The sequence below is a fragment of the Paraburkholderia phenazinium genome (genome assembly GCF_900142845.1).
Lineage (GTDB): Bacteria > Pseudomonadota > Gammaproteobacteria > Burkholderiales > Burkholderiaceae > Paraburkholderia > Paraburkholderia phenazinium_A.
In genome coordinates this window covers 2,528,248-2,543,442 of the sequence record NZ_FSRU01000002.1, presented here as the reverse complement: position 1 = coordinate 2,543,442, position 15,195 = coordinate 2,528,248, and the positions used below count along the sequence as shown (strand labels likewise).

General features: G+C 66.6%; 14 protein-coding genes. 10 read left to right on the top strand and 4 right to left on the bottom strand.

The genetic code is table 11. The features are described 5' to 3' along the window. Positions 1 to 3 precede the first annotated feature (3 nt). The 3 genes from purE to BUS12_RS28335 all read left to right on the top strand — a co-directional run bounded on the left by purE (position 4) and on the right by BUS12_RS28335 (position 2,953). Entirely contained in the window at positions 4 to 540 is a 537-nt protein-coding gene (gene purE, locus BUS12_RS28345) for a 5-(carboxyamino)imidazole ribonucleotide mutase (protein ID WP_074300686.1), read from the top strand. Positions 541 to 621: 81 nt separating this feature from the next. Then, a complete protein-coding gene (locus tag BUS12_RS28340; RefSeq protein WP_074300685.1) occupies positions 622 to 1,818 on the top strand; it encodes a 5-(carboxyamino)imidazole ribonucleotide synthase in 1,197 nt (398 codons plus the stop codon). A 13-nt stretch (positions 1,819 to 1,831) separates the two neighbouring features. Further along, a complete protein-coding gene (locus tag BUS12_RS28335) occupies positions 1,832 to 2,953 on the top strand; it encodes an L-threonylcarbamoyladenylate synthase (RefSeq protein WP_171991726.1) in 1,122 nt (373 codons plus the stop codon). Between the two features lie 246 nt (positions 2,954 to 3,199). On the opposite strand, the gene BUS12_RS28330 is transcribed toward BUS12_RS28335, so the two are convergent. The 3 genes from BUS12_RS28330 to dacB all read right to left on the bottom strand — a co-directional run bounded on the left by BUS12_RS28330 (position 3,200) and on the right by dacB (position 7,309). Next, complete coding sequence (locus BUS12_RS28330) at positions 3,200 to 4,444, bottom strand: SGNH/GDSL hydrolase family protein (protein WP_074300684.1); 1,245 nt, start codon at positions 4,442 to 4,444, stop codon at positions 3,200 to 3,202. Positions 4,445 to 4,523: 79 nt separating this feature from the next. Further along, positions 4,524 to 5,483, bottom strand: a complete 960-nt coding sequence (locus BUS12_RS28325; RefSeq protein WP_074300683.1) for a sterol desaturase family protein — start codon at positions 5,481 to 5,483, stop codon at positions 4,524 to 4,526. A gap of 194 nt (positions 5,484 to 5,677) precedes the next feature. Beyond that, the gene (gene dacB / locus BUS12_RS28320; protein WP_074300682.1) at positions 5,678 to 7,309 is read right to left on the bottom strand and encodes a D-alanyl-D-alanine carboxypeptidase/D-alanyl-D-alanine endopeptidase; all 1,632 of its coding nucleotides are present in this window, start codon (positions 7,307 to 7,309) and stop codon (positions 5,678 to 5,680) included. A 325-nt stretch (positions 7,310 to 7,634) separates the two neighbouring features. On the opposite strand from dacB, the gene BUS12_RS28315 reads away from it, so the two are divergent. The 6 genes from BUS12_RS28315 to BUS12_RS28290 all read left to right on the top strand — a co-directional run bounded on the left by BUS12_RS28315 (position 7,635) and on the right by BUS12_RS28290 (position 13,340). After that, positions 7,635 to 8,297, top strand: a complete 663-nt coding sequence (locus BUS12_RS28315) for a response regulator (RefSeq protein WP_074300681.1) — start codon at positions 7,635 to 7,637, stop codon at positions 8,295 to 8,297. 4 nt (positions 8,298 to 8,301) lie between these two features. Further along, positions 8,302 to 9,603: an ATP-binding protein gene (locus tag BUS12_RS28310; RefSeq protein WP_074300680.1), complete on the top strand. Its 1,302-nt coding sequence runs from the start codon at positions 8,302 to 8,304 to the stop codon at positions 9,601 to 9,603. Between the two features lie 160 nt (positions 9,604 to 9,763). Continuing rightward, on the top strand, positions 9,764 to 11,290 hold the full coding sequence (locus BUS12_RS28305; RefSeq protein ID WP_074300679.1) for a DegQ family serine endoprotease: 1,527 nt from the start codon (positions 9,764 to 9,766) through the stop codon (positions 11,288 to 11,290). A 215-nt stretch (positions 11,291 to 11,505) separates the two neighbouring features. Continuing rightward, positions 11,506 to 12,003 (top strand): hypothetical protein, encoded by a 498-nt coding sequence (locus BUS12_RS28300; protein ID WP_074300678.1) that lies wholly within the window; start codon positions 11,506 to 11,508, stop codon positions 12,001 to 12,003. Positions 12,004 to 12,101: 98 nt separating this feature from the next. Beyond that, positions 12,102 to 12,554 carry a DUF427 domain-containing protein gene (locus BUS12_RS28295; RefSeq protein WP_083640650.1) on the top strand — a complete coding sequence of 151 codons (453 nt, stop codon included), beginning with the start codon at positions 12,102 to 12,104 and terminating at the stop codon, positions 12,552 to 12,554. Between the two features lie 33 nt (positions 12,555 to 12,587). Then, positions 12,588 to 13,340: an SRPBCC family protein gene (locus BUS12_RS28290; RefSeq protein WP_074300677.1), complete on the top strand. Its 753-nt coding sequence runs from the start codon at positions 12,588 to 12,590 to the stop codon at positions 13,338 to 13,340. Positions 13,341 to 13,369: 29 nt separating this feature from the next. Here the strand turns inward: BUS12_RS28290 and BUS12_RS28285 are convergent, their stop codons facing one another. Continuing rightward, positions 13,370 to 14,356 (bottom strand): helix-turn-helix domain-containing protein, encoded by a 987-nt coding sequence (locus BUS12_RS28285; protein ID WP_074300676.1) that lies wholly within the window; start codon positions 14,354 to 14,356, stop codon positions 13,370 to 13,372. A 156-nt stretch (positions 14,357 to 14,512) separates the two neighbouring features. Here BUS12_RS28285 and BUS12_RS28280 point away from each other — a divergent pair, with 156 nt between their 5' ends. Beyond that, positions 14,513 to 15,148: a cysteine hydrolase family protein gene (locus tag BUS12_RS28280; RefSeq protein ID WP_074300675.1), complete on the top strand. Its 636-nt coding sequence runs from the start codon at positions 14,513 to 14,515 to the stop codon at positions 15,146 to 15,148. Positions 15,149 to 15,195 lie beyond the last annotated feature (47 nt).

Genomic DNA, 15,195 nt, shown 5'->3' with positions numbered 1-15,195 from the left:
CAGATGAGCCAAGTCCAGACTGCCCACGCGGCACAGACAGCCCACACGCATGCGGCGCCGCTCGTCGGCGTGCTGATGGGGTCCAGTTCCGACTGGGAAGTCATGAAGCACGCCGTTGCGATCCTGCAGGAATTCGGCGTACCGTATGAAGCGAAGGTCGTATCCGCGCACCGGATGCCCGACGAAATGTTCGCGTATGCGGAAGGCGCGCGCGAGCGCGGCCTGCGCGCGATCATCGCGGGCGCCGGCGGCGCCGCGCACCTGCCCGGCATGCTGGCCGCCAAGACTACGGTGCCGGTGCTCGGCGTGCCGGTGGCGAGCAAGTACCTGAAGGGCGTCGACTCGCTGCATTCGATCGTGCAGATGCCCAAGGGCGTGCCGGTCGCGACGTTTGCCATCGGCGAAGCGGGCGCGGCCAATGCGGCGCTGTTCGCGGTGTCGATCCTGAGCGTCACGTCGACCGAATACGCGAACGCGCTCGCAGCATTCCGCGTGCGCCAGAACGAAGCGGCACACGCCATGGTATTGCCGGCGCTGTAAGCGCCACGATATCCCGATGTCCCTAGCCTGACCCCCGGTGCGGCGCGTATCCCTACGCGCCGCCCGTGACCGACCACTGAGATGAATCCAGACAACACACCGGTTTCACCGATTCTGCCCGGCGCATGGCTTGGCATGGTTGGTGGCGGCCAGCTCGGCCGCATGTTCTGCTTTGCCGCCCAGGCGATGGGCTATCGCGTGGCCGTGCTCGATCCGGACGAAGCCAGTCCGGCTGGCGCCGTCGCCGACCGTCACCTGCGCGCCGCCTACGACGACGAAGCGTCGCTTACCGAACTCGCGCGGCTGTGCGCGGCGGTATCGACGGAATTCGAGAACGTGCCGGCCACGAGCCTCGACTTTCTGGCGCGCACGACCTTCGTGAGTCCGGCCGGCCGTTGTGTCGCCGTGGCCCAGAACCGGATCGCCGAGAAGCGGTTTATCGTCGAATCGGGTGTCGCGGTGGCGCCGCATGTGGTGATCGAATCGTCGAACGCGCTCGCCGCGCTCGACGACGCCACACTCGACGCCGTGCTGCCCGGCATTCTGAAGACCGCCCGCCTCGGCTATGACGGCAAGGGCCAGGTCAGCGTGCGCAATGCCGAGGAAGTGCGCGAGGCGCATGCGTCGCTCGGCGGCGTGCCGTGCGTGCTGGAAAAACGGCTGCCGTTGAAGTTCGAAGTGTCGGCGCTGATTGCGCGCGGCGCGAACGGCACGTCGGTGGTCTATCCGCTGGCGCAGAACACGCACCGCGACGGCGTGCTGTCGCACACCATCGTGCCCGCGCCGGACGCGAGTCCGACGCTCGTCAGCCAGGCGCAGCAGGCCGCGCTGCAGATTGCCGACAAGCTCGGCTATATCGGCGTGCTGTGCGTGGAGTTTTTCATTCTGGAAGACGGCTCGCTGGTTGCCAATGAAATGGCGCCGCGCCCGCACAATTCCGGCCACTACACCGTCGATGCGTGTGCGACCAGCCAGTTCGAACAGCAGGTGCGCGCCATGACGGGCATGCCGCTCGGCGACACGCGCCAGCACTCGCCGGCGGTGATGCTGAACATCCTCGGCGACGTCTGGTTCCCTGACGGCGGCAAGCGTGCCGCCGTCACGCCGCCGTGGCACGAGGTGGCGGCGATGCCGGCCGCGCGTCTGCATCTGTACGGCAAGGAAGAGGCGCGTCCCGGCCGCAAGATGGGGCACATCAACTTCACCGCGGCGACGCTCGACGAAGCCCGCACGGCCGCGCGCGATTGCGCCCGGCTGCTGCACATCCTGAAGAGCTGACGCGCTCGCCATCATGCCGGATCAAGCCAAACCTGCTGATCGTGCGAACACGACTGCGACTGCGGCGGCTGCTCAGGCGGCGAGCGCCGCCGAAGCAACCCAACCCGCTGGCGCTACGCCGGGAGAACCGGCGGTCAGCGCCGCGCAAATCGAGCACGCCGCGGCGTTGCTCGACGCGGGCGAACTCGTCGCGTTTCCCACCGAAACCGTTTATGGACTGGGCGGCGACGCGCAAAGCCCGGACGCGGTGGCGCGCATCTACGCGGCGAAGGGGCGGCCGGCGAATCATCCGGTGATCGTGCATCTCGCACCGCACGGCGACCCGGGTTATTGGGCCGAGCATCTGCCGCCCGAAGCGCTGCGTTTGATCGATGCGTTCTGGCCGGGGCCGCTCACGCTGATCCTCAAACGTGCCGCGCATATTCCCGCGGCTGTGAGCGGTGGGCAGGACTCGGTGGGTTTGCGCTGTCCGTCGCATCCGGTGGCGCAAGCGTTGCTCGAAGCGTTCAGCGCGCTGCGCGGCGGTCATGGCGGCGTGGCTGCGCCGTCGGCGAACCGCTTCGGGCATGTCAGCCCGACCACGGCGCAACACGTGCGCGAAGAGTTCGGCGGCACGATTCACGTGCTCGATGGCGGCTCGTCGGATGTCGGCATCGAGTCGACCATCCTCGATCTGTCGCGCGGTTTTCCGGCGCTGCTGCGCCCGGGACATGTCACGCCGCAGGATATTGCCGAGGTGCTGGGCGAAGCGCCGCGTCTGCCGGATGGTTCGGATGCGACGGCGCCGCGTGCCTCCGGCACGCTCAAGGCGCACTACGCGCCGCGCACGCCGCTTGCACTATTGCCTTTCGAAGCGTTGGAGCCCTTGCTGGCGGCGCGCGAGGCGGGCGAGCGGGTCGCCCTGGTCGCACGGGTGTCGCGCGCGGGTCATTGGGCGGACGCCGACGGCGTGCACTTCATGGCGGCACCCGAGGATCCTCATGTCTATGCGCGCGAGCTGTACAGCTTGCTGCGGGCACTCGACCGCGCGAACGTCGCGCGCATCCTGATCGAAAAGCTGCCCGATACGATCGAATGGATCGCGGTGAACGACCGGCTCGGCCGGGCCGCGGCGGCATTCGAGGCACAGGGGTAGATTCCCACGAAAGCAGTGGCAGCCTCGGTCTCGGACCCGGCGCGCTCAAACCGATCAGCGACGCCCTCACGCGGCGCAACCAGACCACCTGCACCGCGCCACTGCCTCCAGCCACTGCCTCCAATCACGCAAGCAGAAGCGGACGGAATGGTGGACATCATCCTGATGGCCATGCCGAAAGCGAAGGCCTTGCTCGGCCTGTGAAAAAAGCAGCGGATCACCCAGACCCGCCGCTTCCCTCATGACTTACTTGCCCAGGCCTGTCGCAGCGATCTGCTGTTCGACGTACTGCGCGAACAGCGCGTGCGTGTGCGTCGTCGGGTGAACCGTGTCGGCGAACACGTAGGTCTGGTCGGCACCGGACACCGTGTAGTTCTGCGGCGAGCAGAACAGCGACGAGGCGAACTGCGAGCCGTACTCGGCCGGCGTCAGGCCGTTCAGCACAGCGGGATTCGCCGTGGCGTAGGCGGTGGCGTTGGCGGCCATCGCCGTCAGGTTACACGCCGTACCCGTGTTCGACACCGTGAAACCGAGCGACTGGTAGTTCGGCAGCAAGACGGTGTCGAACCACGTGAACGCATCGGCGAGGACCACGGTGCCGGACTTGATCAGCGGCGCGACAGCTTGCTCGAGCGCCCCGTTATAGGCGGCGGTGATGCCGGTCAGCAGCGCGGCCGAGCCGGCCGTCTGGGCGTTCGCGGCGACGCCGAGCGGGGTCTGGCCGATGTCGGGTATGGTCATCAGGACCACGTGCTTCGCGCCCGAGTTGACGATGGTCTGGATTTGCGTCGCAAGCGCGGCGGCGGCCTGCGCCACCTGGGTGTTGTTCTGCTGCAGGTAGTAAGCGATGAACTCCACCTGGCCGGCCTGGGTGTTCGGGAACGTCCCGTTCGCGACGAGTTGCGGATAGGTCGTCTGCAACGCGGTGGCGAGTGCCGTCAGATTGGCTGTGGTCGCGTACTGGAAGATGTCGTTCGCACCGCCATTGATCAACACAAGCTGGTTCGCGTTGAAGCTGCCATGCGCGCTCAGGTATTCCGACACCTGGGTCTGCACCGGCACCGTCGTTGCCGCCAGGTTGTTCGGCGCCCAGCCTTCGCCTTCTGCGTTGACGACGTCCGAGCCGCCCTGCGCGTAGCCGTAGCCGCCCGCTGCCGCCAACGGCTGGCCGAAGCCGCCCAGGTAGGCCGGCGTCAAGGTGCCGCCGTAGTATTCCGCGACCTTTTGCGTCCAGATTTCACCCGGGTTGGTCGTGAAGCGGCCGCCACCGAAGTCCGCCGTAATGACCGGCGAATAGGTGCCCACATCCGAGAGGCTGTCGCCGAACGACACGACCTGCAGGTTCACACCGCCCGCCGGCGTGGCGCTGCTGGAGCTGCTGTTGTTGCTGCTGCCGCCGCCGCAGGCTGCAATCATGGCGAAGGCTGCGCTGGCGATCGCGACCTGAGTCAGGCGCACCAGCCCCCGTTGTTTCATTCCCTGTTGTTTCATGTTGACTTCATCTCCTCGTATGTGGCCTTTTGCCATGTGATGCAGGCGGCGTCCACCGCGTCGGCGGCGTGACGACAGCTTACAGAATCTTCCCCGGTCTGCGGGGCGTTTGAAACGCTGACCGGTTGCTTGCAGATGCGTGGTTGTCCGATGCGTTCGCGGCGATCTCGCTGTTCTGCGCGCCAAGCGACGCGTGATACGCAGCGGCCCACGCGGGCGGCCCGAATAACGCGCTCAGCTTGTTGCGCCAGCCCTGAACGCGCAGCACGTCGGCGCCCATCGAGGCCCATTCGTGAAACGTCGCCTTCAGCGGGTTGTAGGTGTGCAGCGGTTCGACGATGCCGTACACCGGCGCGTCGTGCGCATCCTCGTCCACGTAGCTGCCGAACAACCGGTCCCAGATCACCAGCACGCCGGCGTAATTGCGATCGATATAGCGGTCGTTGCGGGCGTGGTGAACGCGGTGGATCGACGGCGTGTTCAGCACGTATTCGAGCCAGCCGAGCTTGCCGATCGCCTGCGTATGCACGAAAAACTGAAAGCCGAGATTGATCAGCACGATGGCGACAATCTGCCTGGGCGGAAAGCCCATGACGGCGAGCGGGATCCAGAACAGCCACATGCCGGCGATCGGGTACATCAGGCTCTGGCGGAAGGCGGTCGAAAAATTCATCCGCTCCGACGAGTGATGCACCACATGCGCGGCCCACAGCCACCGGACCCGGTGACTGCAGCGGTGAAACACGTAATAGAGCAGGTCCTGCGCGACGAACAGCACAACGAACGATACCCAGCTCGGCTGCCACGTGTAGACGCGGAAGTGGTCGAAGCAATACGCATAGACGGGGATGATCGCGAGCCACGCGACTTTGTCGGCGGCCTGCTGCAGCAGCGCGAGCGCGGCGTTGCACAGCGTGTCGCGCCAACTGTAAAGGCGCGCCTCGGGACGCGTGCGATGCAGGTGCCACGCCTCCCAGCCGATACATGCAAGGAAGACGGGCGCCATGGCGAGCAGCAGCAATTCGGCATCGAATTGCATGGACGTCTTCCTCCGTGGTCCCTGACCGCTGCGAATGCCGCAGCGGGCGTTGTCGTTATCGTTTGAACCGGCAACGCTGCCGCAGGCGGCGCGCGACCGGCGCGCGCCATGGTGCGTTTCACGCGCGCTTCAAACACTGCCGCAAGCGTACACGCTCTGCGGCTTGTCGCGCATGGCTTCGCTAGAAGGAATCCTCAATGCTGGGTGCGCTTGTGCGGGTTTTTCCTGGGCTTGCTGTGCGGTTCCTCGGCCACGTCCTGCATCGGTTGCGAGGGTCCCTGATAGACCCATTCGAGCAGCGCGTCGTGGGCCGCGCGCGCGGCCTCGGAGTGTGGATCGTTGATGATGCTGACCACGATGTAGCTCACGCCGTCTGCGGATGCCACGTAGCCGGCGATCGCGCGCACGTCGCGCAACGTGCCGGTCTTGATGTGCGCATTGCCGCCCACGGGTTGCGAGGTCAAACGGTTGCGCATCGTGCCGTCGACGCCCGCCACCGGCAGTGAATCGACGAACACCTGCGCGACCGGGCTCGCGTTGGCCGCCTGCAACAGATCCGCCAGCGAGAGCGCCGTGATGTGCTCGTCGCGCGACAGGCCCGAGCCGTTGTCGAGCGACAGGTACTCCATGTTCAGGCCGCTCTTCTGCAGGAACGCTTCGATCGCGTGCGCGGATTTTTCCGGTGTCGCGGGCGGCTTGCTGGTGACTGCGCCGATCGTCAGGAACAGGTTGCGCGCCATCGTGTTGTTGCTGAACTTGTTGATGTCGCGAACGATGTCGGAGAGCACCGGCCCCTCATGCGTGGCGATCAGGCGCGCCTCGGCCGGCACCGGACCTTCGCGGGTCGCACCGGTGAAGGTGCCGCCGGTCTGCTGCCATAGCGCGAGGAAACCGCCCGCAAAAAAGGCCGAGTGATCGAGCACCGCCACGTTGAGGGTGCGCGGCCCGCAGCGCTCGGCGTAGTCGCCGGCAAACGATGCGATCACCGTGCCGTTCGGTTGCGGCGTCACAGCCGGAGTAGGTAGTTCGCCGCGGCAGGGTCCACCCGTGGCGTGCAACTGGTTGTCGATCTGCAGTTGCGCGAGCGCGGGGATCACGTCGATCGCGACGCTGCCGTCGGGCGACGGCGTGAGCGTGAACGAGAGCGACTTGAAGGCGTAGAGCAGCGGATCGGGGCCCACGTTGTAGGGCGCGGTCGCGTCGTCGTCGAACGGCGGCAGGTCGCGCGTCGACGGGTCGAAATAGCGCTTGTCGAGCACCAGCGCGCCGTCGATGCCGTTGATGCCGGCCTTGCGGATCTTCTGCACGAGATCGATCAGTTCTTCGGGCACGAGCTTCGGGTCGCCGGTGCCCTGGATATACAGATTGCCGTGCAGGATGCCGCTGGCGTCGAGATTGCCGTCCGCATAGGCGCTGGTGCGCCAGCGATAGTCGGGCCCGAGGATCGACAGGCCCGAGTAGGTGGTGACGAGCTTCATCGTCGAGGCGGGCATCATCGGCTTGCCGGCGTTGAGTGCGACGATCGGCGTGCGGTCGCCGACTTTCTCGATCACCACGCTGATCGCGGACAGCGGCACGTGGGCGTGCGCGAGGCCGGCCATGACGGTGGCCGGCAGCACAGTGCTGACGTTGACCGAAGGATGCTTGGCCTTGATGCGGGCCTGCGCCGGCGTGGCGCATGCGAGCGCGGCGCACGCGAGCAGCAGGGCGGCGGCGCCCAGCGGAGCGCGCCGCGCAGCGGCGGCAAATGGGACGGATGAAGGGGCGTACGGCGGGGCGGACGGCGCGAGGCGGCGGACGAGAAAAGACAGAAAGGCGTGCGTCATGAACGGGCGAAAAAACCAAAGAGTCACGGCTGAAGCGCGGCGCGCCAAGCGCTGCGCTCATGTAGGGCATGCAAGTGGTGTAACGGCCGCGCGCAGCAAATCTTCATCGCCATATGCGAGGCCGTTACATTACTTGTGCGTGCCGCCATGGGGTCACTGAGCCGGAGCCGCATGGCGCGTTACGCAAAAGCGCTCATTGTAGAGACATGCCGCGGCCATGCGGTGAAATTGCATCGCACCTGCAGCAATCGACGGGGGTCCAATCGCACGAGCCCGGGCCGGGCGCTAGAATGCGGCATCATGAATGTTTCGGAATCGTAGAGCCATGCGCATATTGCTAGTCGAAGACGACCGGATGATTGCCGAGGGCGTGCGCAAGGCGCTGCGCGGCGAAGGCTTTGCCGTCGACTGGGTGGAGGACGGCGAGGCGGCGCTCAGCGCGGCCGGCGGCGAACCTTACGATCTGGTTCTGCTCGACCTGGGCCTGCCCAAGCGCGACGGCCTCGATGTGCTGCGCGCGCTGCGCGCCCGCGGCCACACGCTGCCCGTGCTGATCGTCACGGCGCGCGATGCCGTGGCCGATCGCGTCAAAGGACTCGACGCCGGCGCCGACGATTACCTCGTCAAACCGTTCGATCTCGACGAACTCGGCGCCCGCATGCGCGCGCTGATTCGCCGCCAGTCGGGCCGCAGCGATTCGACCATCCGCCACGGCACCCTCACGCTCGACCCCGCGTCGCACCAGGTCACGCTCGCGGGCGCGCCGGTGGCGCTGTCGGCGCGCGAATTCGCGCTGCTCGAGGCGCTGATTGCGCGGCCGGGCGCCGTGTTGTCGAAGAGCCAGCTCGAAGAAAAGATGTACGGCTGGGGCGAGGAAATCGGCAGCAATACCGTCGAGGTGTATATCCACGCGCTGCGCAAGAAGCTCGGCGCCGACCTGATCCGCAACGTGCGAGGTCTCGGCTACATGATCGCGAAGGACGCCTGAGCCGATGCGTTCCATTCGCCGTCAATTGCTGTTCTGGCTGCTCGCCATCGTGTTGCTGGGCGTCGGTATTGCCGGCTGGCTGATCTACCGCCAGGCGCTCGCCGAAGCCAACGAGCTGTTCGATTACCAGTTGCAGGAGATCGCGGAAGCGTTGCCGTCCGAGCCGTTCTCGCAGGTGCTCGGCTCGCGCGATACCGGCGACGAGGGCATCGTGCTGCAGATCTGGAATCGCAACGGCGCGTTGATGTACTACTCGCGGCCGCGCGCGCCGCTCGCGCCGCGCGCGGAACTCGGCTTTTCGACGGAGCGCACCGATCGTGGCGACTGGCGCGTCTACGGCGCGATCGTCGGCGACAACGTCGTGCAACTGGCGCAGCCTGTGTCGGTGCGCAACCGGCTTGCCGCCAACGTCGCGTTACGCACGCTGTGGCCGCTGATCGTGTTGCTGCCGCTGCTCGGGCTGGCGGTGTGGGTGGTGGTCGGTCGCGGGCTCAGGCCGCTGCGCCGGGTGACCGGCGCGCTCGAAACACGGCATCCCGAAGCGCTCGATCCTTTGCCTGACAGCCGTCTGCCGCTCGAAGTGCAGCCGCTGGTGCGCGCGCTCAACGGTCTGCTGCAGCGGCTCGCCACGGCACTCGATACGCAGAAAGCCTTCGTCGCCGATGCCGCGCACGAACTGCGCACGCCGCTCGCCGCCGTGCAGATCCAGACCCAACTGGTGGCGCGCGCCACCGACGACGCCACCCGCCGCGAAGCGCTGACGGATCTGCAAGCCGGCGTCACGCGCGCCACGCGGCTCGCCGAACAGTTGCTGGCGCTGGCGCGCTCGGAACCGGACGGCCACACGCAAACCAAGGCGATCGATCTGCACGCGCTGCTCGCGGATTGCGTGCTGGCCTACACGCCGCTTGCGCAGCAGCGTGGCGTCGATCTGGGCGTCGAGGCGAACGAGGCCGCCACTGTGATCGGCGACCCCGATGCGCTGCGCGTGATGCTCAACAATCTGGTGGACAACGCAACCAAATATACGCCGCGCGGCGGTCGTGTGGACGTGAGCCTGCTGGTCGACGCGGGCCATCCGGTGGTGCGCATCGCCGATAACGGACCGGGCATTCCGCCTGCCGAACGCGAGCGCGTATTCGATCGTTTCTATCGCGCCGGGGAGAGCGCCGACCGCGCGCGTACCGATGTCTCGGGCAGCGGCCTGGGACTCGCCATCGTGCGCCGGATTGCGCTTCAACATGGCGCGAGCGTCATGTTGGGCGACTCGCCCGCGGGCGGTCTCGAGGTCAGCGTGCGGTTCTGATCGCCTTCGATCTCAGGGCTATGCGCCGAAGAAAATTTGCGGCGCGCGGTAAGGAAAAGCGAGCAGATCTGCGGGAGTTCCACTGTTTAAGACTCCTTTAAGCGATAGCACGTACGCTTCATCCCATCCCCAAAGCCTTTCTCCCTGTCAGGAGTACACGATGAATGCGAAAACCCTGTCCCGCAGCGCTGTTGCCGTTGCAGTTGCCGTGGCGTTGTCCGCCGGCTATGTGGCGGGCCATCGCGATGTCCCCGCGCCTCAGGTCATCACCCAGGCGCAGGCCGCGATGATGCCTGCCGAGGCCGCAGCAAAAACCGGCATCCCCGATTTCTCCGGCCTGGTTGAAACGTATGGCCCGGCCGTCGTCAACATCAGCGCCAAGCACGTGGTGAAGCAGACCGCGGTGCGCAGCGGCGGCGACAATGCCGGCAATGCCGGCAATGCGCAGCAACTGCCGATCGATCCGAGCGATCCGTTTTACCAGTTCTACAAGCACTTCTTCGGCGGCATGCCCGGCATGCAGGGCGGCGGTGGCGACGGCGGCGATCAGTCCGACCAGCCGAGCGCGAGTCTCGGCTCGGGCTTCATCGTCAGCAGCGACGGCTACATCCTGACCAACGCGCACGTTGTCGACGGCGCCAACGTCGTCACGGTCAAGCTGACCGACAAGCGCGAATTCCGGGCGAAGGTGGTCGGCGCGGACAAGCAGTCGGACGTCGCCGTGTTGAAGATCGACGCGAGCAACCTGCCTACCGTCAAGATCGGCGATCCGAACCAGAGCAAGGTCGGCCAGTGGGTCGTGGCAATCGGCTCGCCGTACGGCTTCGACAACACGGTCACCTCGGGCATCATCAGCGCGAAATCGCGCTCGCTGCCGAACGAAAACTACACGCCGTTCATCCAGACCGACGTGCCGGTCAATCCCGGCAACTCGGGTGGCCCGCTGTTCAACCTGCAGGGTGAGGTGATTGGCATCAATTCGATGATCTACTCGCAGACCGGCGGCTTCCAGGGCCTGTCGTTCGCGATTCCGATCAACGAGGCGATCAAGGTCAAGGACGACCTCGTCAAGACCGGCCATGTGAGCCGCGGGCGCCTGGGTGTCGCGGTGCAGGGCTTGAACCAGACGCTGGCCAACTCGTTCGGCCTCAAGACGCCGAACGGCGCACTGGTCAGCTCGGTGGATGCGGGCGGGCCGGCCGCCAAGGCGGGTCTGCAGCCCGGCGACGTGATCACCGCGGTGAACGGTTCGCCGGTGGCGGATTCGACTGACCTGCCTTCGCAGGTGGCGAGCCTCGCGCCCGGCAGCACGGCGACCGTGACCGTGTGGCGCGACAAGGCAAGCAAGGACATCAAGGTGACCATCGGTTCCATGTCGGATGCCAAGGTCGCGAAGAACGACAATGCGCCCGAGCAGGTCCAGGGACGTCTCGGTGTGGCGGTTCGGCCGCTCACGCCGGACGAAAAGAACAGCGCCTCCGTGTCGCACGGTCTGCTGGTGCAACAGTCGGGCGGTGCGGCTGAGAACGCCGGCATTCAACCGGGCGACGTCATTCTGGCGGTCAACGGCCGTCCGGTGACGACGGTCGATCAGCTCAAGCAGATGATCGCTCAGGCGGGCAACAGCATCGCCTTGCTGATCCAGCGCGACAACGCACAGATTTTTGTGCCGGTCGATCTGGGCTGACGTAAAAGTTGCCGGTCCATTTGCATAAACTGCCGACGGACCGGCGTCTTGCTCATGCATTGCGCCCGTTTTCTCGCGGGAGTACGAGGTCCGCCCGGCGCTCGATCAGGCTCCGGGCGGCACGCGGGATTGCGGCGGGCGCCGGAGGGTAGGCGGGCACGACTGTTGCAGCTATCAGTCGGGCAGACCTACCAGGACTCAAAAGGAGCGATGCAATGAAACTTCAAGGCAATCAGCGATGGCTCGTTGCGGCTGTGGCAACCGCGGCGCTGACGCTAGGTCTCGCGGGCGGCGCCTGGGCGCAGCAGCCCAGCGACACCACGGGCGGCAGTACCTCCGACAACACGAGCGCCGGCAACGACAACGGCGGCGGCATGCCGCAGATCCAGCATCAGGGTGACGTGGCCTTCGTGTCGGGCGGCGTCGGCAGCGACGAGTCGAAGGCCCTGCAGGGCGCGGAGCGGCGCTGGCCGCTGGCGTTGCGCTTTACCGGCCCCGGGTCGGACTTCCTTGCGGACGTGCATGTGCAGATCGTCGACGCGCACGGCGCGGACGTGCTGCAGGCGACCTCGCGCGGACCGTACATGCTGGTGAAGCTGCGTCCGGGCCGCTACACGGTGCATGCACGCTACAAGAGCGACGATCAGCAGAAGGCGGTGACGATTCCGGCCACGGGCAGCGCGAAGTCGGCGTTCTACTGGAACACGCAGTAACGGGCGCCTGCGCGAAGGTCGCGCAATCGGCCGAAGATTGGCCGATAATGAAGCCACGGGGTCTCCCGTGGCTTTTTTTTCGCATACGGAGCCGTGACATGAGCGACGCTTCGACGACCAACGGAAGTCCCTGTGGGGCGCCCAAAGGAAACCCCGCCGGAGGTGATGCCGCCCATGGCGCTCAGGCGTCCGCTGCATCGAACAGCGCTCATCGCATCGAAATTGCCGTCAACGGGCGCCGGGTGCGGGTGATTCACCAGGGCGTCACGATGGCCGACACCCAGGCCGCCCTCACGCTGGCCGAAACCGGCCTTCCCGAGGTGTTTTATTTTCCGCGCAGCGATGTCAATATGGCGCGGCTCGAACGCTCCAACCATACGTCGCATTGCCCGTTCAAGGGCGAGGCGTCGTATTTCCATCTGCGCACCGAAGACGGCCTGGTCGAGAATGCCGTCTGGTGTTATGAAAGCCCGCTTGACGGGGTCCAGCAGATCAAGGGATATCTGGCGTTTTATGCATCGCGCGTTGACCGCATCGATCAGACGTCCTGATCTCGCGGGCGCGCGTTCATCGGGGAGGCTGCCATGGAACTGAACAACGCGTTACGGATTGCACTTGCACCGTCCGATGTCTGGGACGCGCTGCAGGATCTCGCGTTGCTGCGCGCCAGCCTCGACAATTGCGAATCGTTCACCCGTCTGGCGGGCGGCGAGTACGCCCTGACGCTGACCGTGCCGCTCGGACCGTTGCGCGCCCGCTACGAAGTGCGGGCCCATGTCGCCAGCAAAAATGCCGCCGAGCCCGACGCGCCGCATCGCGCGCTCAACTTCAAGGCGCGCGCCGAGGGTGTGGGGTCGCTGCGCGGACAGATCGACGTCACGCTGCGCGCGGACGAAATGGCCCCGAACCGGGCGCCCAGCACGCGGATCGACTATTCGGTGTGGGCCACCTTGACCGGACCGCTCGCGGAATTGCCGACGCGTCAGATCGAGAACGCGCTGCACGAGCTGGCCGACGATTTCTTCGCCGAATTCTGCGCGGTCGTGCAGGCCAAGCACGGCCAGGGACCGAACCGCGCACGCGGCGCGCACAGCCGCCGCCAGCACGTGTTTCTGCGGCCGATCAACCTGGGCGGAATGGCGCGGCGCGTGCGGCCGCACGATCACAGCGGCAGCCTGAGCGGGCGCGCGACCAGCACGCTGTTCGGGGCGCGCGCTTCGCATAGCGTGTCGCATCGGGAGCCCACTCCGCATGCCATGCCGCAGTGGCTCTGGGCCGTCATGATTCTGCTGGTGGCCGTGCTGATGTACGCGGCGCACTGGTTCAGCCAGAGCTGAGCGAGGGCGGGGCCCACCCCCTCGCCGTGTCAGACGCCGCGAAACTCCCGTCGCCACGCCGACGGCGAGGTGCGAAACGTCTCCTGGAAATGTTGCCGCAGCGAGGCCGTCGAGCCGAAGCCCACCATGCCGGCAATCGCTTCAACTGACTGATCGCTGCTTTCAAGCAACTGCTGCGCGCGGCTGAGACGCTGCGCGAGCAGCCATGCGCCCACCGTCGAACCGGTCGCGAGCCTGAAGCGCCGCGTGAAGGTGCGACGGCTCATCAGGGCCCGCTCTGCCAGCGTGTCGAGCGTGTGCGGCGCATCGAGGTTCGCCGCGACCCAGTCGAGCAGGCCCGAAAGCCGGTCGCCGCGCAGGTTCGGCGGCACCGGTTGCTGGATGTATTGAGCCTGGCCGCCTTGCCGATGCGGCGAGACGACCAGCCGGCGCGCGACGTAGTTGGCAGCCTGCGCGCCGCACAGGCGCCGCAGCACATGCAGACAGCAGTCGAGTCCGGCGGCCGTGCCGGCCGAGGTCAGGACATCGCCGTCGTCGATATAGAGCACGTCGGGGTCGAGCCGCACGCGCGGGTAGCGGCGCGCGAAGTCGTCGGCCCATGCCCAGTGCGTGCTGGCCGGACGCCCGTCGAGTATCCCCGCGGCCGCCAGCACGAAGGCGCCCAGGCACAGGCCGACCAGTTGCGCGCCGCGTGCATGGGCGCGGCGCAGCGCGTCGAGCAGCGCGGCAGGCGGCGTCTCATCGGGATCGCGCCAGGTGGGCACAATGATCGTGTCGGCGTCGTCGAGGGCTTCAAGCCCGTGCGTCGCGGCAATCGAAAACCCCGCGGTGGTCGAAAGCACGCCGGGTTCGACGGCGCACACGCGGAAGTCGAACAGCGGCACGCCGCCATCGTCGCGGTTCTCCCCGAACACCACGCATGGCACGGACAAGTGGAACGGACTGATGCCGTCGAAGGCGATGACGGCGACGATGTGCGGCTGGGCCACGGCAGACCTTCCCGGAAAATTCACAATGGCCCGATTCTAGCGAAGCTTGTCATGTGGGTCACTGTCGGCGGCGCGCGCGAAAGCGAACAATGCCGTCAATGCCGCTGCGCCGCACAGACTCGAACACCGACTCAATACAGCAGACGCACGGCGAGTCCACCCAATCAACGAAGGAGCCTTGCCATGTCAACAACGCCGCGCCGCGCCCTGCTGGTCATCGACGTACAGAACGAATATGTCACCGGCGATCTGCCGATCGAATACCCGGACGTGCAGACTTCGCTCGCCAATATCGGCCGGGCGATGGACGCGGCGCGCGCTGCCGGCGTGCCGGTGGCGGTGGTGCAGAACTACTCGCCGGCCGGCTCGCCGATCTTCGCTCGCGGCACGCCGGGGGCGGAGTTGCATCCGGTGGTGGCCTCGCGCGAGCGCGATCACCTGATCGTCAAGGATCTGCCGAGCGCGTTCACCGGCACCGATCTGGCCGACTGGCTGGCCGCGCGGCAGATCGATACCTTGACGGTGGTCGGCTACATGACGCACAACTGCGACGCGTCGACCATCAATCATGCGGTGCACGCCGGATTGACGGTCGAGTTTCTGGAGGATGCGACGGGGTCGTTGTCGTACGAGAACCAGGCGGGGTTTGCCAGCGCAGAGGAGATTCACCGGGTGTTCAGCGTGGTGCTGCATTCGCGCTTCGCGGCGGTGGCGAGCACGCAGCAGTGGATCGCGGCGGTAGAGGCGGGTGTGGCGCTCGAGCGCGGCAATATCTACGTGTCGAATCAGCAGGCCCGCGCGAGGCTGGCAAAGGCGTGAAGGGGGTGAATGGCTAAAGGCCTGAAGAGGCCTGAAGACCCGCGCGC

Coding starts and splice junctions, on each gene's coding strand:
- BUS12_RS28305 (WP_074300679.1), top strand. CDS start 9,764: ATGAATGCGAAAACCCTGTCCCGCAGCGCTGTTGCCGTTGCAGTTGCC.
- BUS12_RS28300 (WP_074300678.1), top strand. CDS start 11,506: ATGAAACTTCAAGGCAATCAGCGATGGCTCGTTGCGGCTGTGGCAACC.
- BUS12_RS28315 (WP_074300681.1), top strand. CDS start 7,635: ATGCGCATATTGCTAGTCGAAGACGACCGGATGATTGCCGAGGGCGTG.
- BUS12_RS28330 (WP_074300684.1), bottom strand. CDS start 4,444: ATGAAACAACAGGGAATGAAACAACGGGGGCTGGTGCGCCTGACTCAG.
- BUS12_RS28295 (WP_083640650.1), top strand. CDS start 12,102: ATGAGCGACGCTTCGACGACCAACGGAAGTCCCTGTGGGGCGCCCAAA.
- dacB (WP_074300682.1), bottom strand. CDS start 7,309: ATGACGCACGCCTTTCTGTCTTTTCTCGTCCGCCGCCTCGCGCCGTCC.
- BUS12_RS28280 (WP_074300675.1), top strand. CDS start 14,513: ATGTCAACAACGCCGCGCCGCGCCCTGCTGGTCATCGACGTACAGAAC.
- BUS12_RS28340 (WP_074300685.1), top strand. CDS start 622: ATGAATCCAGACAACACACCGGTTTCACCGATTCTGCCCGGCGCATGG.
- purE (WP_074300686.1), top strand. CDS start 4: ATGAGCCAAGTCCAGACTGCCCACGCGGCACAGACAGCCCACACGCAT.
- BUS12_RS28325 (WP_074300683.1), bottom strand. CDS start 5,483: ATGCAATTCGATGCCGAATTGCTGCTGCTCGCCATGGCGCCCGTCTTC.
- BUS12_RS28310 (WP_074300680.1), top strand. CDS start 8,302: ATGCGTTCCATTCGCCGTCAATTGCTGTTCTGGCTGCTCGCCATCGTG.
- BUS12_RS28290 (WP_074300677.1), top strand. CDS start 12,588: ATGGAACTGAACAACGCGTTACGGATTGCACTTGCACCGTCCGATGTC.
- BUS12_RS28335 (WP_171991726.1), top strand. CDS start 1,832: ATGCCGGATCAAGCCAAACCTGCTGATCGTGCGAACACGACTGCGACT.